Below are 19,192 nucleotides of genomic sequence, written 5' to 3'. Positions count from 1 at the left end.
GCGTCCCACGCCCCCCACCTCAGGTGCCGGAAGCCGGATCAGCCGTTGCTGAGGGTGGCCACGTCACCCAGGTAACCGATCTTGCCGCCGGTCACCTGGTACAGGTACACGTTCTTGGTCTTGAGCTCGCCCTTGTCGTCGAAGGCGAAGTCCTTGGTCAGACCCTTGTAGTCCACGACCTTCAGCGCCGCCAGCAGCTTGTCGCGGGTGACGTCCTTACCGAGCTTCTTCATCTCGGAGATGATCAGGTTCGCGATGTCGTACGACTCGGCCGAGTAGGTGCCCGGAGGCGTGTTGAACTTCTTGGCGTACGCGTCGGTGAACGCCTTGGTGCTGGTGTTCTTCGTCGCGTCGGTGCACGGGCAGGTCAGGTACCACTTCTCCGACGCCGCGCCCGCCAGCTCCACGAACTTCGCGTCGTTGGAACCGTCACCGGAGACGCCGATGCCCTTGAAGCCGCCGTCGGCCAGCTTCTTGGCGAACGGGGCCAGGTCCGCGTAGTAACCCGCGTAGATCAGCGCGTCGGCCTTGGAGTTGACCACCGTGGTCGCGGCGGCCGTGTAGTCCGGGGTCTTCGCCGGGACGGAGTCCGTCTGGACCTCCACACCCGCGGCCTTCAGGCTGTCGATGGCGACCTTCGCCAGACCCACGCCGTACTCGCTCTTGTCGTCGATGACGAAGACCTTCTTGGCCTTCACCTTCTTCGACAGGTACTCGGCCATGCCGGCACCCTGCTCGTTGTCGTTCGGCGCACCGCGCAGGAACGACGTGAAGCCCTGGTTCGTCAGGTCCGGGTTGGTCGCCGAAGGCGTCACCGCGGCAAGCGTCGCCTGCGCGTACAGTCCACCGGCCGCCTTGGTCGGACCCGAGAACGCCGGGCCGACCACGGCCACGACGCTGGTGTCACCGATGAGCTTCTGGGCAGCGGCGGGCGACTGGTCCGGAAGACCCTGGTCGTCGCCGTCCACGACCTTCAGCGTGAAGGGCAGGTCGCCCTTGGCGTTGGCCTCTTCCACGGCCAGCTTCAGGCCGTTGTCCTCGTTGATGCCCAGCGCGCTGTTGTCGCCCGACAACGGACCCTGGAAGCCGATGGAGAACGTCGGCTTGCCACCATTGCTGCTGTCGTCCTTGCCGCCACCGCACGCGGTGAGCGCAAGAGCGCCAACGGCCACCGGAAGAGCAAGCTTGACGAGCTTCTTGTTGAGCACTACGACCCCCTGGATCCGCCCAATGTGATTACAGTCGGCGAGCCGTAGGCCCTCCGCTTTGCGACCGCGTGGGAGCCACGCGGGTTGGCGGGAATGTAATCCGCTGATCAGGCACACAGATAGGCCGAGGGAAGAGATGTGATCGTACAGTGACCTCGGTCATGTGCCGGAAACAGAACGGTCCTTACCGGTAACCGGACGAGTCCAGGGGGAGAAGTGCGGTTGAATGCCCGAAATGGCGACACTGCGCCGCAAGGTGCCCGACACCTGCCCGCCGTCGCCGCGACAGCCGCCCTCACGGGCGCCCTGGCCACCGCCCTCGGCGCCGCCGCGCTCTGGCCCGACACGACGCCGCCGGCCCCCCAACACCCCCTGCGTCAGCTGGAGATCGCCCTCGACGCCCCCGCCGTCCACCCCGGGAACCTCGACTTCCGCGCCACCGCGCTGCGTTGCGGAATCGCCGTCATCGTCGGCACCCACGCCGAACACCCCGCCAAAGGCCGGCTCTGCCGCATCAGGATCGACGTCACCGTCGACGACGCCGTCAGCGCCCACCTCGACAACGACGACCAGCGCCTCGTCCTCGCCGACGGAACCCGGCACTCCATGGACTGGGAGGCCATGCAGATCAAACGCCAGCCGCTCACCCTCGACATCGGCGCCCACGACAGCGCCCAGTACGACCTCTGGTTCGACATCCCCAAGAACGCCGCCGTCGACCACCTCGCCGTCACCGACGACAAAGGGATGCCCGCTGCGGACATCCCCCTGCCCCGACTCGACTGGCCGGACCACTCGGCCTGACGGCCGCTCAAACCCCTGCTCCAGACGCCTACTTGGGCGCGCCGTCCACCTCGTCCAGCACCGCCTGGGCCACCGCCTGCATCGTCATCCGGCGATCCATCGACGTCTTCTGGATCCACCGGAACGCCGCCGGCTCACTCAGCCCGTACTTCGTCTGCAGCACGCTCTTCGCCCGGTCCACCAGCTTCCGGGTCTCCAGCCGCAGACTCAGGTCCGCGACCTCGGCCTCCAGCGCCCGCAACTCCGTGAACCGCGACACCGCCATCTCGATGGCCGGCACCACATCGCTCTTGCTGAACGGCTTGACCAGGTACGCCATCGCACCGGCGTCCCGCGCCCGCTCCACCAGCTCCCGCTGCGAGAACGCGGTCAGCATCAGCACCGGCGCGATCTTGTTCTTCGCGATCCGCTCCGCCGCCGAGATGCCGTCGAGAACCGGCATCTTCACATCCAGGATCACCAGATCCGGCCGGAGCTCCTCGGCCAGCGCCACGGCCGTCTCGCCGTCGCCCGCCTCCCCGACCACGGAGTAGCCCTCTTCCTCCAGCATCTCCTTGAGGTCGAGCCTGATCAGAGCCTCGTCCTCGGCGATCACCACGCGCGTGGTGTGCGGCGGTACGTGCGTGTGCTCGTCAACGGGCTCGGGCTCGGCGGCGCTCACGGGACTCCTCGTTCCAAGGCAGGTGCTGGGTATAGAGCCTACCTAGCTGCGGTATGTTTGAGGTGCGGAGGGGCTAGACTGTCCTTCGTTTCGAAAGGCCCCGGTAGCCCAACTGGCAGCAGGCAATGGATTCAAAACCCATACAGTGTCGGTTCGAATCCGACCCGGGGCACTTTACCTTCGTTTCCAAGGTGGACCGACCGGTTGGCGATCTTCACTGGTTGGGGTGAACAAGGCTTCGAATGAGGCCCGGCGAGCGCCTTCGGCACCATCGTCGGAAACGTGTACGACCTCGCAGAACGCCGTCGAGCCGTCGAGCTCGTCTCCCAGGGGCACAGCCTCAATGGCCGTCAGCCGGATGACCGGTATATCCCGTTCCGCCATCCGCGGCTGGTGCGTCCGCATCGAGCCCCTGCGGCGCGTTCAGGACTGCCCAGGCCGCGCTTCGGGCCCTGCCTACGTGTATCTGCTCGGCCTCTACCTCGGCGACGGCTGCATCAGCGCGCAGCCGCGTGGTGGCTACACCCTCCGAATTGCCTGCGGCGACGCCTGGCCCGGGCTGATCGACGCCTGCGAGGAGGCGGTCCGGGCCGTCTGCCCCGGGAACTCCGTCTGCCGCGTCCACGCCCAGGGCTGCACCATGGTCACGTCCTACGGCCCCCATTGGCCGTGCCTGTTCCCGCAGCACGGCGCGGGAAAGAAGCACGAGCGGCCCATCGCCCTGGAGCCGTGGCAGCAGGCCGTCGTGGACGCGTACCCGTGGGAGTTCGCCCGGGGTCTCATCCATTCAGACGGCTGCCGGATCACCGACTGGACGACGCGGATCGTCGCGGGGGAGCTCAGGCGCTACGAGTACCCGCGGTACTTCTTCACCAACAAGTCCGTCGACATCCGGCGGCTGTACACCGACACCCTGGACACGCTCGGCGTCGCGTGGCGGCAGGCGAACGCCTGCAACATCTCCGTCGCCCGCAAGGACTCCGTCGCCCTCATGGACCGCTTCGTCGGTCCGAAGTACTGAGCCGCGCCTTCGTGTGCCGCGTCGCCGCGGCCGTCGACGGGTCCTCCGGCCAGGGGTGCTTCGGGTAGCGCCCGCGCAGTTCCGCGCGGACGGCGCGGTAGCCCTCGCGCCAGAAGGAGGCGAGGTCGGAGGTAACGGCGGCGGGGCGGCCGGCGGGGGACAGGAGGTGGACGACGAGGGGGACGCGGCCGTCCGCGATGCGCGGGGTGGTGGTCCAGCCGAAGAGTTCCTGGAGCTTGGCGGCGAGGACGGGCCGGTCCTCGTCGTAGGAGACGCGGACGCGGGAGCCGGAGGGGATCTCCAGGCGTTCCGGGGCGAGTTCGCCGAGCCGGGCCGCTTCGCCGCCGGCCCAGGGGAGGAGGCGGGAGAGGGCGTCGCCGGCGTCGATGCGGCTGAGGTCGGCGCGGCGCCGGGCGCGGGCGAGTTCGGGGGCGAGCCATTCGTCGGCGCGCTCCAGGAGGGCGTCGTCGGAGACGTCGGGCCAGGGGGCGCCGAGTTCGCGGTGGAGGAAGGCGAGGCGTTGCCGGAGGGTGCTGGCGTCGCGGGACCAGCGGAGCAGGCCGGTGCCTTCGCGGCGCAGGCCGTCGAGGAGGGCGGCGCGCAGGAGGCCGGGGTCGGGGGAGGCGAGGGGGCGGGTGCTGAGCTCGATGGCGCCGAGGCGGACGGTGTGGTGGGCGGTGATGTCGCCGTCGGCCCAGGAGACGTCGTCGTGGGCGGCGAGGAGCGGCGCGGCGGCGGTGCGGGCGGTGTCCTCGTCGATGACGGTGGCGAGCCGGACGCGGGCGGAGGGTGCGCCGGCGGGGCGGTCGGCGACGGCGACGGCGAGCCAGTCGGGGGTGCCGAGGCGGGTACCGGGGGTGAGGTCGGCGGCGGTGCCGGAGGCCATGAGGTAGCTGCCGGCGCGGCGGCGGGCGACGCGTTCGGGGAAGGCGAGGGCGGTGACGAGGCCGGCGGCGGTGTCGTCGGTGAGGGTGCCCGGGGGGTGGTCGGGGGCCGCGGCGGCGAGGCGGCGGGTTTCGGCGCGCCAGCGTGCGGCGTAGGCGTCGTGGGCGTGGCGGGCGGTGCGCCAGGCGGTGGTGAGGTCGTCGCCGTAGTCGCGCGGGGGTTCTTCGGCGATGAGGGCGACGATGTCGGCGGCGCGCCGGGTGCCGACGCGGGGCGCACCGTCGAGGAGGGCGCGGGCGAGGCGGGGGTGGAGGCCGACGCGGGCCATGCGGGTGCCGTGGTCGGTGGGGTGGCCGTCGGGGCGGGTGGCGCCGATGGCGGTGAGGACGTCGCGTGCGGCGGCGAGGGCGCCCGCGGGGGGTGCGTCGAGGAGCGCGAGCCCGGTGGCGTCGGGGTCGCCCCAGGCGGCGGCCTGGAGGGCGAACTGGGTGAGGTCGGCGATGGCGATCTCGGGGGAGGGGTAGCGGGGGCGGCCGGTGTCGTCGGCCTGGTTCCAGCAGCGGTAGGCGTGGCCGGGGGCTTCGCGGCCGGCGCGGCCGAGGCGTTGGGCGGCGGTGGCGTGGGAGGCCCGGACGGTGGTGAGGGAGCCGAGGCCGCGGGCGTGGTCGGTGCGGGGTTCGCGGGCGAGTCCGGAGTCGACGACGATGCGGACGCCGGGCACGGTGAGGCTGGATTCGGCGACGGAGGTGGTGAGGACGACGCGGCGCCGGGTGCCGTCGCCGCCGCGCAGGACGCTTTCCTGTACGGCCGCGGGGGCCTGGCCGTGGAGTTGGAGCACGTCGGCGTGGAGGCCGTGGTCGCCGCCGAGGAGTCCGGCGACGCGGGCGATCTCGCCGGTGCCGGGCAGGAAGCACAGGATGTCGCCGTCGTGGTCGCGCAGTGCGGTGCGCACGGTGGCGGCGACGTGGTCGAGCAGCGCGGGGTCGACGCGCATGCCGTGCGCGGGGCGGATGCCGCGCGGGGGTGGCGCGTAGGTGAGGTCGACGGGGTGGGTGCGGCCATCGGCGCGGACCACGGGTGCGTCGTCCAGGAGCCGGGACCAGGCGTCGGCGTCCGTGGTGGCGGAGGCGGCGACGATGCGCAGGTCGGGGCGGAGGGCGGCGCGGACGTCCAGCAGGAAGGCCATGGCGGTGTCGGCGTCGAGGTGCCGTTCGTGGCATTCGTCGAGCAGGACGGTGTCGGTGCCGGGGAGTTCCTGGTCGCGTTGGAGGCGTTGCAGCAGGACTCCGGTGGTGACGACCTCGACGAGGGTGCGGGGGGAGACCTTGCGTTCGCCGCGGACGGTGAATCCGACGCGGTCGCCGGGTTCTTCGCCGAGGAGCCAGGCCATGCGCCGGGCGGCGGCTCTGGCGGCCATGCGGCGGGGTTCGGCGACGATCACCCGGCGGGTGGGTCCGTCGCCGGTGAGGCCGGCGAGGGCGAGCGGGACGAGGGTGGTCTTCCCGGTGCCGGGCGGGGCGGCGAGCACGGCGCAGCCGTGGCCGTCGAGTGCGTCGCGCAGGGCGGGCAGGGCGGTGCGGACGGGGAGGGCGGCGAGGGCGTCCTGCCGGGGGATCGCCGGGGTGGACGGGGTCGACCGGGGGCGGGTCATCCGGCGGTGCAGACGAAGATCGCCGTGCCGGGGATGAGCCGGCCGCGCAGGGGTGACCAGCCGCCCCATTCCTCGGTGTTCCAGGCGGGCCATTCGGGTTCGACGAGGTCGGTGAGGACGAAGCCGGCGGCGGTCAGCTCGCGGATCCGGTCGCCGAGGGTGCGGTGGTGTTCGACGTAGACGGCACGGCCGTTCTCGTCCTGTTCGACGTAGGGGGTGCGGTCGAAGTAGGACGCGGAGGCGGTCAGGCCCTCGGGGCCGGGTTCGTCGGGGAAGGCCCAGCGCAGGGGGTGGGTCACGGAGAAGATCCAGCGGCCGCCGGGGCGCAGGACGCGCCGGACCTCGCGCATGACACGGGCGCTGTCGGCGATGAAGGGGAGCGCGCCGTAGGCGGAGCAGGCGAGGTCGAAGACCGCGTCGGCGAAGGGGAGGGCGCTCGCGTCGGCCTGTACGAGGGGCAGCGGCGGCGCGGGGGTGCCCGGGGCGTGCTGGTCGTCGATGCGGCGGGCGTGCTGGAGCTGGCGGTGGGAGAGGTCGAGGGCGACCGGGCGGGCGCCCTGTGCGGCGAGCCAGCGGGAGCACTGGGCGGCGCCGGCGCCGATCTCGAGGACGGCGGCGCCCGCGAGCTGCTCGGCGGGGCCGAGAAGTCGGGCGTCCTCCTCGTTCAGCCCCTCGGGTCCCCACACGAATTCGGCGTCGCCGAGGAACGCGCCGTGGTCGGTCTGGTACTCGTCTGCGTTGCGGTCCCACCAGCCGCGGTTGGCGCGGCTGCTCTCCGTGCTTCCCGCGACACGGCGGGTGGCTTCGGCTTCTTCCGGGACGGGCTGGGGGGGCGGTGCTTGGATCATCGCGGTGGTCGTCGTACCCTCTGTGGTGACCTGTGGCTGCGGTGTTGCCGCAGCACGTGGATGTGCCAGTGCCCGGTACGGGGTGTTCTGCCCGTGGTGTGCTCTTCGCGCATTGACCGTGCCCGGCTGCCCCCGTATGCTACAAGTTGCGCTGCGAGCCTGCGCGCCTCGGACGGAGCAGGCTGCGCTCACATCTGTTGTAAACCTCTCGGCCTTGTGGGCTGTCCGGAATCGGCAGGAGCGAAACGGGCTTACGGCGTAGCAGTACCTACGACTTCATGTCCGCACCGGAGCCCTTTTCCTAATGACGAGCAGCATCGAGGCCCAGGCCCCTCGTACCACCCCGCAGGTGGCGGTCAACGACATCGGTAACGAGGAAGCCTTCCTCGCCGCGATCGACGAGACGATCAAGTACTTCAACGACGGCGACATCGTCGACGGCGTCATCGTGAAGGTCGACCGGGACGAGGTCCTGCTCGACATCGGTTACAAGACCGAGGGCGTCATCCCTTCGCGCGAGCTTTCGATCAAGCACGACGTCGACCCCAATGACGTCGTCGCCGTGGGCGACGAGATCGAGGCCCTTGTTCTCCAGAAGGAGGACAAGGAGGGCCGCCTGATCCTGTCCAAGAAGCGCGCTCAGTACGAGCGTGCCTGGGGCACGATCGAGAAGATCAAGGAAGAGGACGGGATCGTCACCGGTACCGTCATCGAGGTCGTCAAGGGTGGTCTCATCCTCGACATCGGCCTCCGCGGCTTCCTCCCCGCGTCGCTCGTCGAGATGCGTCGTGTCCGCGACCTCCAGCCGTACGTCGGCAAGGAGCTCGAGGCCAAGATCATCGAGCTGGACAAGAACCGCAACAACGTGGTCCTGTCCCGCCGCGCGTGGCTCGAGCAGACCCAGAGCGAGGTCCGTCAGACCTTCCTCACCACCCTCCAGAAGGGTCAGGTGCGCTCCGGCGTCGTCTCCTCCATCGTCAACTTCGGTGCCTTCGTGGACCTGGGTGGCGTGGACGGCCTCGTGCACGTGTCCGAGCTGTCCTGGAAGCACATCGACCACCCCTCCGAGGTCGTCGAGGTCGGCCAGGAGGTCACGGTCGAGGTCCTGGACGTCGACATGGACCGCGAGCGCGTCTCCCTGTCGCTGAAGGCGACCCAGGAAGACCCGTGGCAGCAGTTCGCCCGTACGCACCAGATCGGCCAGGTCGTCCCCGGCAAGGTCACCAAGCTGGTGCCGTTCGGTGCGTTCGTCCGGGTGGACGAGGGCATCGAGGGTCTGGTCCACATCTCCGAGCTGGCCGAGCGCCACGTGGAGATCCCGGAGCAGGTCGTCCAGGTCAACGACGAGATCTTCGTCAAGGTCATCGACATCGACCTCGAGCGCCGTCGCATCAGCCTCTCGCTGAAGCAGGCCAACGAGTCCTTCGGTGCCGACCCGGCCTCGGTCGAGTTCGACCCGACCCTGTACGGCATGGCCGCGTCCTACGACGACCAGGGCAACTACATCTACCCCGAGGGCTTCGACCCCGAGGCCAACGACTGGCTCGAGGGCTACGAGACCCAGCGTGAGGCGTGGGAGCACCAGTACGCCGAGGCGCAGTCCCGCTTCGAGCAGCACCAGGCCCAGGTCATCAAGTCCCGCGAGGCCGACGCCGAGGCTGCGGCCGAGGGTGCCCAGGCCGCTCCGGCGGCCGGTGGCCCCGCCGGTGGTTCGTACTCCTCGGAGTCCAGCGACACCTCGGGCGCGCTCGCGTCGGACGAGGCGCTCGCCGCGCTCCGCGAGAAGCTGGCCGGCGGCCAGAGCTGATCGCAGGGGCTCCGGCCCCGGGTATGACGGAACGGCCCGTTCCCCTCTGGGGGGCGGGTCGTTCCGCGTTCCGGGGCGTCGCCGTGGGAATGCGGGGGGTGCGCCCTTCGTTGGACCAGAAGTTGATCAGAGCGAAAGAAGGGTGCACGGTGCTGGATCCCCAGGGGCTGTACGCATACGAGCCGGGCGGGGCAGAGGCCGTCGACGAGGCGTTCGGCGAGACCGGGCCCGTGCTGCTGTACCACTTCGACGGGTACATCGACGCCGGGGAGACCGGCGCCCAGGTGGTCGAGGAACTGCTGGAGCGCCAGGAGCACCAGGTGGTGGCGCGTTTCGACGCCGACCGGCTGGTGGACTACCGCGCCCGGCGCCCGCTGATGACGTTCCAGCGCGATCACTGGACGGCCTACGACGCCCCGGAGATCGCCCTGCGCCTGGTGCGCGACAGCACCGGCGCCCCCTTCCTGCTGCTGTCGGGCCAGGAGCCGGACGTGGAGTGGGAGCGGTTCGCCGCCGCGGTCGTGGAGATCGTGGAGCGGCTGGGGGTGCGGCTGGCGCTCAATTTCCACGGCATTCCGATGGGTGTCCCGCACACGCGCCCGGTCGGGTTGACGCCGCACGGCAACCGGCTGGATCTGATGCCGGGGCACCGCAGCTGGTTCGACGAGGCGCAGGTGCCCGGCAGCGCGGAGTCGCTGATCGAGCTGCGGCTCGCGGAGTCGGGGCGTGATGTGCTGGGCATCGCCGCCCATGTGCCGCACTATCTGGCCCGTTCCGGCTACCCGGATTCGGCACTCGCCGTGGTGGAGGCGCTGACGGCGGCGACGGGGCTGGTGCTGCCGCAGGTGGCCCACGCGCTGCGCACCGAGGCGCACACCGTCCGGGCGGAGGTCGACCGGCAGGTCGAGGAGGGCGACGCGGAGCTGGTGTCGGTCGTGCGCGGGCTGGAGAACCAGTACGACGCGCTGGCCGGCGGGCAGACCCGGGACAACCTCATCGCCGAGCCGGTGGACCTGCCGTCGGCGGACGATCTGGCGGCGGAGTTCGAGCGCTTCCTGGCCGACCGCGAGGACGACGGTTCCTGAGCCGCGGTTCCTGATCCGGGGTTCCTGATGCGGGTCTCCCCGGCCGGCCCGGGACCCGGCTCGTCCGGGGGAGGGGGCACCGGTAGTCTCGCGCCATGGTCACTGTGGGGCTGACGGGCGGGATCGGGGCGGGCAAGAGCGAGGTGTCGCGGCTGCTGTCCTCGTACGGGGCGGTGCTGATCGACGCGGATCGCATCGCGCGGGAGGTCGTGGAGCCGGGCACGCCCGGCCTGGCGGCGGTCGTCGCCGAGTTCGGCGAGGACGTGCTGACCGCCGACGGCAGCCTGGACCGGCCCCGGCTCGGGGGCATCGTCTTCTCCGACCCCGAGCGGCTGCGGGCGCTCAACGCGATCGTCCACCCGCTGGTCCGGGAGCGCTCCGCGGAACTGGAGGCGGGTGCCGGGCCCGATGCCGTCGTGGTGAACGACGTGCCCCTGCTGGCGGAGAACAAGCTGGCCCCGCTGTACGACGTGGTCGTGGTGGTGGACGCCGCCCCGGACACCCAGCTGGACCGGCTGGTGCGGCTGCGCGGTATGACCGAGGACGAGGCGCGGTCCCGTATGGCGGCCCAGGCGGACCGCGCGGAACGGCTGTCGATCGCCGATGTGGTGATCGACAACGACGGCCCGCTGGAGGCGTTGGAACCTCAGGTCCGGCGGCTGTGGGAGCAGTTGCGTCAAAATATCGTCAAGAGCTGATCCGGCACCCCCTCCACCGGCGTCCGAGGAGCAGTAGCTTCGCTGCACCCGTGGACAGTGCGGACAGAGGGGGATGGGGATGGAAGGCGTGTCGGTCGTGCTCGCGGTGGTTGCCGCGGTGCTGGTCCTGGTGGGTCTGAAGAGCGGTTTCCGCGTGATCAAGCAGTACGAGCGCGGTGTGGTCTACCGCCTCGGGCGGGTGCGGGCGGCGGCCAAGGAGCCGGGACCGCGGATGCTCGTGCCGTTCGTCGACCGGATGACCAAGGTCAACATGCAGGTGGTCACCATGCCGGTGCCCTCGCAGGAGGGCATCACCCGGGACAACGTCTCGGTGCGGGTGGACGCGGTGCTGTACTTCCGCGTCGTCGATCCGATCAAGGCCACCGTGCACGTGCAGAACTACCAGTTCGCCATGTTGCAGGTCGCCCAGACCTCGCTGCGGTCGGTGATCGGCAAGAGCGAGCTGGACGACCTGCTCTCGGGCCGCGAGGCGATCCACGAGGGCCTGGAACTGCTGCTGGCCACCCCCGCCGTCGAGTGGGGCATCCACATCGACCGGGTGGAGATCAAGGACGTGGCGCTGCCGGAGTCGATGAAGCGGTCCATGGCCCGGCAGGCCGAGGCCGACCGGGAGCGGCGGGCCCGCATCATCACCGCCGACGGTGAGCTGCAGGCCTCGGAGAAGCTCGCGCAGGCGGCTCTGGCGATGGACCAGACGCCGGCCGCGATGCAGTTGCGTCTGCTGCAGACCGTGGTCGAGGTGGCGGCGGAGAAGAACTCCACGCTGGTGATGCCGTTCCCCGTGGAGATGCTGCGGTTCTTCGAGCGGGCTTCGGGTACGGACCGGCCGCAGGAGGCTGCCGCGCCGGCCGCGGAGGCGGTCGAGGCCGGCGGTACCGGGGTCGTCGCCCCGGCGGCACTGCGGGCGCCGCGGGGACAGGTGAAGCCCGCGGCTCTGGAGGAGGGGCGCCCGGTCGCGGAGGAGGCGTGACGTCCGTGGCGGGGTCGGGCCGGATCCTGTGGGGAATGCATATGCGGGTGGTGATGTTGGGTAGTTGTGACGTATTGAATGCCCGGGGAAGGAGGCGGCTGTGCCCGAGCAGAGCCCCGAGAACCACGTGATCGACTTCCGCGCGGCGGAGAAGCTCCTCGAGGTGCGGGACGCGCGCGGGGCGGTGAAGCTGCTGGACTCGGTCATCGCCGTGCACCCCGAGAACACCGCTGCCCGTCTGCTGAGGGCGCGGGCTTTCTTCCTGGCCGCGCAGCTGCGCCCGGCCGAGCTGGAGTTCCAGGTCGTCCTGGAGCGCGAGCCGGACAACGCGTTCGCGCACTTCGCGCTCGGCCGCACTCTGGAGCGGGCGGGCCGGGACGGGGAGGCGCGGCGGCATTTCCGGCTCGCCGCGGCGCTCGACCCCAAGCCGGACTATCTGCAGGCCGCCCGGTTCCCCGACTCCGACTGAGCGGAGCGGGGACCGCCGCCGGGCTCCGGCCCGTGCGGCGCGCCGCGGCCACCGGACGCGAGGTCAGCCGGCGGGACCCGCCTCGATGAGCTCGATCAGCGCGGCCAGTGCCCCGGCGACGAGGTCGAGGCCGGCGTGGGGGGCGCCACCGGGCTCGTCCATGTAGACGTCCCGCCGGATCTCGACCATCAGCGCGGACACATCGGCTGTCGCCCGGTAGTACTCGAGCGGCACATAGGTGCCGGAGAACGGCGAGTCCAGCCCGACCCCACCGCATCCGGCGAAGGCCTCCCGCGCCGCGGCCGACAGCCATGGCGGGGTGTGGAAGGCATCGGTGCCCAGGCACACCGGCGGCCGGGGGCCGTCGCCGTGCAGCTCGTAGGGCAGCGGTGCGCTCGGGTAGGAGTGCACGTCGATGACGACGGCCCGGCCCGCGGCGTCCAGCCGGTCCTGTACGGCGGCGGTCATCGCCGCGGCGTAGGGGCGGAAGTAGACGTCCAGCAGCGCCTGTTCGTGCGCGGCGTCGTCCTCGCGCAGCGGCGTCAGGCGCGAGGTACGGGTGTAGACGGCGCCCATGCCGACGGCGCGCATCTCCTCGCGTTCGTCGGGGAACCGTTCGGGGTCCACGACCAGCCGGGACACCTCGTTGACGAAGCGCCAGGCGCCCGTGCCCGCGGCGGCCCGCTCGGCGAGCAGCGCTGTGTGGGAGTCCGTCATACGGTCGAGCTCGGCGTCCAGTTGGGGGTCATCGAGCAGGATCCGCTCGCGGACCCGTGCCGGTACCGCCCGTGCGCTGTGCGGCACGTGCAACAGCACCGGCGAACCGGGCGCCCCCTTCTCGACGCGGAAGGGCGGCGTTCGGCCCCTGTCGTGCGTGTCCATGCTGTCGTCCCCCTCCTGCCGGACCCGTCGTGCCCTGTGCGCGGCCGTCAGAACAGCGGCTCGGGCAGGACGCCTTCCTTCGCCAGCAACGAGCGCTTGATGTCCAGCATCCGCAGGTCGCCGCCGAAGCCCCCGATCCCGCCGTCGCTCTCCAGCACGCGATGGCAGGGGACGACGACCGGCAGCGGGTTGGAGGCCATGGCCACGCCGACGGCCCGCGCGGCGCCGGGCTCCCCGACGCGGTTCGCCAGGTCCTGGTAGCCGACGACGCTGCCGAACGGAACGCCTCCCGCCAGTTCGCGCAGCACCCTGCGGTGGAAGCCGGAGCTCAGCGACCAGTCCAGTGCGAGCGTGAACGCCCGCAGGGTGCCGCTGAAGTACGCCTCGACCTGCTCCACCGCCTCGCGCAGCCGGTCGCCCGCCGGGCCGTCGGGCAGGTGCTCGGGCGTGACGCCGAGCCGGGAGGCGAGGCGCTCCAGGGCGGCGCCGGTGGTCGCCTCGTCGGCCCGGAACGCGACGTGGACCAGGCCCTTCTCGGTGGCGGCCAGCAGCAGCGGACCGACCGCGGTGTCCGCCACCGTCCAGGCCACCGCGCGCGTCGAGGTCTCGGGATTCGTCACGTGCACCAGCCTAGGCGGGGGCACCGACAGCGGGCCGCGGCCGCGGTGTCCTGCGGCTGCCCCGCCGGGCCGCCCGCCCGGCAACACCGCGCCGCGCGGCCACTCGCGAGGGTGGCGGTTCTCGACAGCTCTGTCACAGAAGGTAGTCGAGTGGCCACGGTGGGGGATGGGGCTCGCATGACGCGAAACGACTACTCCGCGGCCCTGCGCAAACTCGCCCGCGAGCAGGACCGGGTGGCCACCGTCGCCCAGCTCGCCGAAGCCGGCGTGCCGCAGCGCCTGGTGCGCGAGCGCTGCCGGCCCGGGGGCAGGTGGCAGCGGCCGCTGCCCCGGGTCGCGGTGCTGCACTCCGGTCCGCTCAGCGCCGCCCAGCGGTCCCGGGCGGCCCTGGCGTTCGCCGGGCACCCGCTGACCCGGGCCATGATCACCGGGGCGGCGGCGCTGCGGCTGCACGGTGTGGCCGCCGCCGCGCTCCCGCCGGGGCTGCCGGTGGTCGACGTCCTCGTCCCCAGTGACCGGCGCATCCGCACCCACACCTGGGTGCGGGTCCATCACGCCCGTGCGCTGCCGGCGCCCGACGTGGTGGACGGGGTGCCCGTGGCCCCGGTGGTGCGGGCGGCCGCGGACGCCCTGCGGGAGTCCATCGACCCCGAGTGGGCCCGTGACGTCGTACAGGAGCTGGTCGTGGTGATGGGCGTGCCGGCCGGCATAGTCGCCGCCGAGCTGGGTGAGGCGGTGCTCGCTCGCCGCCCGGGCGTGGCCGCCCTGCTGGAGTCGCTGGCGAACGAGGCCCGGCCGCCCGCCGCCGGCCCTCTGGCGCGCGCCCTGGTGGCCAGATCCGGCCTGAGGCAGCCGCTCTGGCGTCCCGCCCTGCACCTCGACGGCGCGTTCGTCGGCTCCCCGGACGCCTACTGGGCACGCGACGGGCTGGTGCTGGACCTCGGCCCCGGCGGCGGGCGCGCCCGCTGGGAGGCGCTGGGCCTGCGGGTGCTGCGCGTCGCGCCGGCCGCCCTGGCCCGCGCCCCGGGCGAGGTGGTCGCCGCCCTGCGGGCCGCGTTGGAAGGCGGTCCTTACGGGCCGCTGGAACGGATCACGGCGCTTCCGGGGGCGATGTGAGGGAGGCGTGGATGACGTGTGGGTTTCCGCGGGATGAAGTCGGCGCGAGGTGGCCGCGCGGACACCGTCGGTGACCTAGCGTGTGCCGCGCGGGGGTGACCACGGGGGCCGACGGGCAAGGGGAGGGTGCCGTGGGCGGCACGTACGGAATGGTCAACGGGTTCACCTACGGGTGGGCCACACCGGTGGCGGGCTACTTAATGGCCTGCTTGGGCGCCGGCCTCGGGCTGCGCTGCATCACGCGCGCACTGGCGATGCACCCCTCGCGGCGGGCCGGCTGGCTCGCGCTCGGTGCCGCGGCCATCGGCTCGGGCATCTGGACCATGCACTTCATCGGGATGATGGGCTTCACCGTCGGCGGGGTGTCCATCTCCTACGACCTGGTGACGACGCTCGCGAGCCTGCTGGTCGCCGTACTCGTCGTCGGTGTCGGCGTGTTCGCGGTCGGCTACCTGGGCCGCACCGTGCCGGCGCTCCTCACCGGAGGCGTCGTCATGGGCCTCGGGATCGCCGGCATGCACTACTTGGGTATGCGGGGCATGCGGCTGCACGCCGGCCTGGAGTACTCCACACCGACCGTGGCCCTGGCCGTCGGGGTCGCGGTGGTCGCCGCGACGATCGCCCTGTGGTGCGCGGTGGCGATCCGCGGCCTGGCCGGGGGCCTCGCCGCGAGCCTGATCCTGGGCCTGGCCATGACGTGCATGCACTACATCGGCATGGCGTCGGTGACGGTGCACCTGCTGAACGGCGCCCGGCAGGGCACCAGCGGCGCCGGTCCCGCCGCGCTCGCGCCGGTCCTGATCGGGCCCGTGGTCTTCCTGCTCCTCGCGGGCGTGGTCGTGGCGCTGGACCCGCCCACCCCCGATCCGTACACCCCTGAGCGGTTCACCGTGGAGCGGCCCGACAGCCCGGTCCCCGCCTCACGCGCTGCCCACGCCTCCCGAGTGCGCGAGCGCCCGCGCGAACGCCATTGAGCGCTGCCCGACACCACTGCAGCGGTCGGAGACCGCCTCCATGGTGCCGCCGTCCGCCGCGACCGCGCACCCGCGGTCGCGGTCGGCGGACCACATCGACAGTCCGCCCAGTCCCTTCTTCCGTGCGAACGCGGACAGTTGGGCTGCGTCCTGGAGGGTGAAGACCTCGCCCTCGATATCGTTGACGCCGATCATCGGCGTCACCTCCAGCGCCCGCCAGGCGTCCGCGTCCGACAGGCCCAGCAGGGACTTGACGCGCGCCTGGGCGGCGGTGGCGGCGCGAACCGCGTACGCGCCCATGTCGCCGGTGTACGTGGGCCCGTAGTCCATCGCCATGATGTTGACGGCGCCGACGTCCACGCCCTCGCGCGCGGCCGCGGCCACCACCGCCTCGGCGCCGTCCGCGAGCCCCGACGGCATGGCGGGCAGCGTGAAGGAGACGGTGAGGGGACGGCCGGCGGCCTCCGCCCGCTGCTGCAGCCGGGCCACGGCGCGCGCCCTGCGGGTGGTGGCGGACGCGTCGGCCAGGGCGGCGCCCTCGATGTCGAAGTCCACCCGGGTCAGGTCGTAACGGTCGATCACCGAGGCGTACGCGGCGGCCAGTTCCTCGGTGCTGTCGCAGGCGCTCGCCAGTTCGGTACCGTCCGCCCCGCCGAAGGACACCCGCAGTGTGCCGCCCGCGGCGCGCAGGGCGGCGACGCGGGCGGCCAGGGGGCCGTGGTCGATCCCGTCGCGGCCGTCCCAGGAGGGCACGCATCCGGCGCGCGCGGTGACGAAGCCCAGTGTGAATCCGTCCACGCCGCTGTGCCGGACGGCCGCCGCCATGTTGTAGACCGAGGTCTGGGACGCGTCCACGTACGGCAGGAACGTCACGTGCGTCGCGCTGCCGGGCGACGCCGCGCCGCCGGTTCCGTCCGGCGCCGTACTCCTGAGGAGGTGAGCGGCCCCGGCGGCCAGGGCGGCCGTCACGAGGCCGGCGATCAGGACTGTTGTGCGGCGCTTCATGCCGGAGAGGCTATCGGCGCCCGGCAATTCCGTCGGGCCTTTCCGGGATCATGTGCGAAATTCCCACGGACTCTTATTTCTGATCGCTCGTGAATGATTCCGATGATTCGCCGACGGAAATTGAGAGCGGTATTCCGGTGCAGGCCCGTCCCGCCCCCTCACGGCTCGCGTGACGGCTCCCTGCCCGGCGGCGGGCCGGCGGCGGGCCCGCTCCGCCACCGGCGCGGGCCCGGTTGTCAGTGGGGGGTCGTACCGTGGACCCATGCGGCCCGTATCAGACATCGAACGCAGTGTGGCGCCCTTCGAGGTCGTCAGCCCCTTCCGGCCCAGCGGCGACCAGCCGACGGCCATCGACGACCTCGAGCGGCGCATCCGCGCCGGTCAGAACGACGTCGTCCTGCTCGGCGCCACCGGCACCGGAAAGTCGGCCACCACCGCCTGGATGATCGAGCGGCTGCAGCGTCCGACCCTGGTCATGGCGCCCAACAAGACCCTGGCCGCCCAGCTCGCCAACGAATTCCGCGAACTGCTGCCGAACAATGCGGTCGAGTACTTCGTGTCGTACTACGACTACTACCAGCCCGAGGCGTACGTCCCGCAGACGGACACCTACATCGAGAAGGACTCCTCCATCAACGAGGAGGTCGAGCGGCTGCGCCACTCGGCCACCAATTCCCTGCTCACCCGCAGGGACGTGATCGTGGTCGCCTCGGTGTCCTGCATCTACGGCCTCGGCACGCCCCAGGAGTACATCGACCGCATGGTCCGCCTCCAAGTGGGCCAGGAGATCGACCGCGACGCGCTGCTGCGCAAGTTCGTCGACATCCAGTACGCGCGCAACGACGTGGCGTTCACCCGCGGCACCTTCCGCGTGCGCGGCGACACCATCGAGATCTTCCCGGTCTACGAGGAGCTCGCCGTCCGCATCGAGATGTTCGGCGACGAGATCGAGGCCCTGTACACACTGCACCCGCTCACCGGCGAGATCATCACCGAGGACGAGCAGATGTACGTCTTCCCCGCCACCCACTACGTCGCCGGCCCCGAGCGGATGGAGCGCGCGATCGCCGGCATCGAGAAGGAGCTGGGCGAGCAGCTGGCCGTCATGGAGAAGCAGGGCAAGCTGCTGGAGGCCCAGCGGCTGCGGATGCGCACCACGTACGACATCGAGATGATGCGGCAGATCGGCACCTGCTCCGGCATCGAGAACTACTCGCGGCACATCGACGGCCGCGAGACGGGCTCCGCCCCCGACACCCTCATCGACTACTTCCCCGAGGACTTCCTCCTCGTCATCGACGAGTCGCACGTCACCGTGCCGCAGATCGGCGCCATGTACGAGGGCGACGCCTCCCGCAAGCGCACCCTGGTCGACCACGGCTTCCGGCTGCCCTCCGCGCTCGACAACCGCCCGCTGAAGTGGGAGGAGTTCCTGGGACGCGTCGGCCAGACCGTCTACCTGTCGGCCACCCCCGGCCCGTACGAGCTGTCCCGCGGCGACGGCGTCGTCGAGCAGATCATCCGCCCGACCGGCCTGGTCGACCCCGAGGTGATCGTCAAGCCCACCAAGGGGCAGATCGACGACCTGGTGCACGAGATCCGGCTGCGCGCGGAGCGCGACGAGCGCGTCCTGGTCACCACCCTGACCAAGAAGATGTCCGAGGACCTCACCGACTACCTGCTGGAACTCGGCATCCAGGTGCGGTATCTGCACAGCGACATCGACACCCTGCGCCGGGTGGAACTCCTGCGGGAGCTGCGCGCGGGCGAGTACGACGTCCTGGTCGGCATCAACCTGCTCCGCGAGGGCCTGGACCTGCCCGAGGTCTCCCTGGTGGCCATCCTGGACGCCGACAAGGAGGGCTTCCTGCGGTCGGGCACCTCCCTGATCCAGACCATCGGCCGCGCGGCGCGCAACGTCTCCGGCCAGGTGCACATGTACGCCGACAAGATCACCCCGGCCATGGAGAAGGCCATCGACGAGACCAACCGGCGCCGGGCCAAGCAGATCGCGTACAACGAGGAGCGGGGCATCGACCCGCAGCCGCTGCGCAAGAAGATCGCCGGCATCATGGACTCCTTCGCCCGTGAGGACGCCGACACCGAGGAGCTGCTGGGCTCCGGCCGCCAGCGCTCGCGCGGCAAGGCGCCCGTTCCGGGGCTGTCCGGCAAGGCCGGCGGCAAGCGCGCCGAGAAGAGCCTGCCGGCCGCCGAACTGGCCGAGCTCATCGGGGAGCTGACCGACCAGATGCACACGGCCGCCGCGGACCTCCAGTTCGAGGTCGCGGCCCGACTGCGCGACGAGGTGGGCGAGTTGAAGAAGGAGCTGCGGCAGATGCGGGAGGCGGGTGTGGCCTGACACCGTTCCCCGGCGCGCACCGCGGTTGCCGAACCGCGGTGCGCCGGGCGCGCGTCTACCCATAGGGTGCGGAGCAACCGCACGTCGGCAAACTGGGTGAGAGGGGAC

General features: G+C 71.6%; 16 protein-coding genes, 1 tRNA gene and 1 pseudogene. 11 read left to right on the top strand and 7 right to left on the bottom strand.

Annotated features, from left to right (window positions below):
- Positions 1 to 38: 38 nt before the first annotated feature.
- Positions 39 to 1,208 (bottom strand): branched-chain amino acid ABC transporter substrate-binding protein, encoded by a 1,170-nt coding sequence (locus ACFYXS_RS23290; protein WP_389251161.1) that lies wholly within the window; start codon positions 1,206 to 1,208, stop codon positions 39 to 41.
- Between the two features lie 222 nt (positions 1,209 to 1,430).
- Between ACFYXS_RS23290 and ACFYXS_RS23285 the strand changes: the two genes are divergently transcribed.
- Positions 1,431 to 2,012, top strand: a complete 582-nt coding sequence (locus ACFYXS_RS23285) for a hypothetical protein (RefSeq protein WP_389251159.1) — start codon at positions 1,431 to 1,433, stop codon at positions 2,010 to 2,012.
- 28 nt (positions 2,013 to 2,040) lie between these two features.
- Here ACFYXS_RS23285 and ACFYXS_RS23280 read toward each other — a convergent pair whose 3' ends face one another.
- On the bottom strand, positions 2,041 to 2,673 hold the full coding sequence (locus ACFYXS_RS23280) for an ANTAR domain-containing response regulator (protein ID WP_389251157.1): 633 nt from the start codon (positions 2,671 to 2,673) through the stop codon (positions 2,041 to 2,043).
- Between the two features lie 97 nt (positions 2,674 to 2,770).
- On the opposite strand from ACFYXS_RS23280, the gene ACFYXS_RS23275 reads away from it, so the two are divergent.
- Together ACFYXS_RS23275 and ACFYXS_RS23270 are read left to right on the top strand one after the other, a co-directional pair.
- Positions 2,771 to 2,845 (top strand) — tRNA-Leu (locus tag ACFYXS_RS23275).
- 110 nt (positions 2,846 to 2,955) lie between these two features.
- A pseudogene (locus ACFYXS_RS23270) lies at positions 2,956 to 3,694 on the top strand (helix-turn-helix domain-containing protein).
- Here ACFYXS_RS23270 and hrpB read toward each other — a convergent pair.
- Together hrpB and ACFYXS_RS23260 are read right to left on the bottom strand one after the other, a co-directional pair.
- Complete coding sequence (hrpB, locus tag ACFYXS_RS23265) at positions 3,663 to 6,230, bottom strand: ATP-dependent helicase HrpB (protein ID WP_389251155.1); 2,568 nt, start codon at positions 6,228 to 6,230, stop codon at positions 3,663 to 3,665. The pseudogene ACFYXS_RS23270 and the gene hrpB overlap by 32 nt on opposite strands.
- Entirely contained in the window at positions 6,227 to 7,078 is an 852-nt protein-coding gene (locus tag ACFYXS_RS23260; RefSeq protein ID WP_389251153.1) for a class I SAM-dependent methyltransferase, read from the bottom strand. The genes hrpB and ACFYXS_RS23260 overlap by 4 nt, the downstream gene beginning before the upstream one ends.
- 304 nt (positions 7,079 to 7,382) lie before the next feature.
- On the opposite strand from ACFYXS_RS23260, the gene rpsA reads away from it, so the two are divergent.
- The 5 genes from rpsA (at position 7,383) to ACFYXS_RS23235 (ending at position 12,128) form a co-directional block, all read left to right on the top strand.
- The gene (gene rpsA / locus ACFYXS_RS23255; protein WP_389251151.1) at positions 7,383 to 8,885 is read left to right on the top strand and encodes a 30S ribosomal protein S1; all 1,503 of its coding nucleotides are present in this window, start codon (positions 7,383 to 7,385) and stop codon (positions 8,883 to 8,885) included.
- Between the two features lie 149 nt (positions 8,886 to 9,034).
- Entirely contained in the window at positions 9,035 to 9,970 is a 936-nt protein-coding gene (locus ACFYXS_RS23250) for a PAC2 family protein (protein WP_389251149.1), read from the top strand.
- 95 nt (positions 9,971 to 10,065) lie between these two features.
- Entirely contained in the window at positions 10,066 to 10,668 is a 603-nt protein-coding gene (gene coaE, locus ACFYXS_RS23245) for a dephospho-CoA kinase (RefSeq protein ID WP_389251147.1), read from the top strand.
- Between the two features lie 79 nt (positions 10,669 to 10,747).
- A complete protein-coding gene (locus ACFYXS_RS23240; RefSeq protein ID WP_389251145.1) occupies positions 10,748 to 11,659 on the top strand; it encodes a slipin family protein in 912 nt (303 codons plus the stop codon).
- 100 nt (positions 11,660 to 11,759) lie between these two features.
- Positions 11,760 to 12,128, top strand: coding sequence for a tetratricopeptide repeat protein (locus ACFYXS_RS23235; protein ID WP_389251143.1), 369 nt, complete (start codon positions 11,760 to 11,762; stop codon positions 12,126 to 12,128).
- 63 nt (positions 12,129 to 12,191) lie between these two features.
- Here the strand turns inward: ACFYXS_RS23235 and ACFYXS_RS23230 are convergent, their stop codons facing one another.
- Together ACFYXS_RS23230 and ACFYXS_RS23225 are read right to left on the bottom strand one after the other, a co-directional pair.
- Positions 12,192 to 13,010: an N-formylglutamate amidohydrolase gene (locus ACFYXS_RS23230; protein WP_389251141.1), complete on the bottom strand. Its 819-nt coding sequence runs from the start codon at positions 13,008 to 13,010 to the stop codon at positions 12,192 to 12,194.
- Between the two features lie 47 nt (positions 13,011 to 13,057).
- Positions 13,058 to 13,630, bottom strand: coding sequence for a methylated-DNA--[protein]-cysteine S-methyltransferase (locus tag ACFYXS_RS23225; protein WP_389251139.1), 573 nt, complete (start codon positions 13,628 to 13,630; stop codon positions 13,058 to 13,060).
- 177 nt (positions 13,631 to 13,807) lie between these two features.
- On the opposite strand from ACFYXS_RS23225, the gene ACFYXS_RS23220 reads away from it, so the two are divergent.
- Both ACFYXS_RS23220 and ACFYXS_RS23215 read left to right on the top strand, forming a co-directional pair.
- Positions 13,808 to 14,746 carry a hypothetical protein gene (locus ACFYXS_RS23220; RefSeq protein ID WP_389251137.1) on the top strand — a complete coding sequence of 313 codons (939 nt, stop codon included), beginning with the start codon at positions 13,808 to 13,810 and terminating at the stop codon, positions 14,744 to 14,746.
- Between the two features lie 131 nt (positions 14,747 to 14,877).
- A complete protein-coding gene (locus tag ACFYXS_RS23215; protein ID WP_389251135.1) occupies positions 14,878 to 15,720 on the top strand; it encodes an MHYT domain-containing protein in 843 nt (280 codons plus the stop codon).
- On the opposite strand, the gene ACFYXS_RS23210 is transcribed toward ACFYXS_RS23215, so the two are convergent.
- A complete protein-coding gene (locus ACFYXS_RS23210) occupies positions 15,667 to 16,725 on the bottom strand; it encodes a chitinase (protein ID WP_389251133.1) in 1,059 nt (352 codons plus the stop codon). The two genes, ACFYXS_RS23215 and ACFYXS_RS23210, sit on opposite strands and share 54 nt — an antisense overlap.
- Before the next feature lie 262 nt (positions 16,726 to 16,987).
- On the opposite strand from ACFYXS_RS23210, the gene uvrB reads away from it, so the two are divergent.
- Positions 16,988 to 19,084, top strand: a complete 2,097-nt coding sequence (gene uvrB / locus ACFYXS_RS23205) for an excinuclease ABC subunit UvrB (protein ID WP_389251131.1) — start codon at positions 16,988 to 16,990, stop codon at positions 19,082 to 19,084.
- The last annotated feature ends 108 nt before the right edge of the window (positions 19,085 to 19,192 follow it).

This window comes from Streptomyces sp. NPDC002574 (assembly GCF_042889545.1).
Classification (GTDB): Bacteria; Actinomycetota; Actinomycetes; order Streptomycetales; family Streptomycetaceae; genus Actinacidiphila.
The sequence above is the reverse complement of the archived record's forward strand: the minus strand, read 5'-3'. Positions and strand labels throughout refer to the sequence as shown.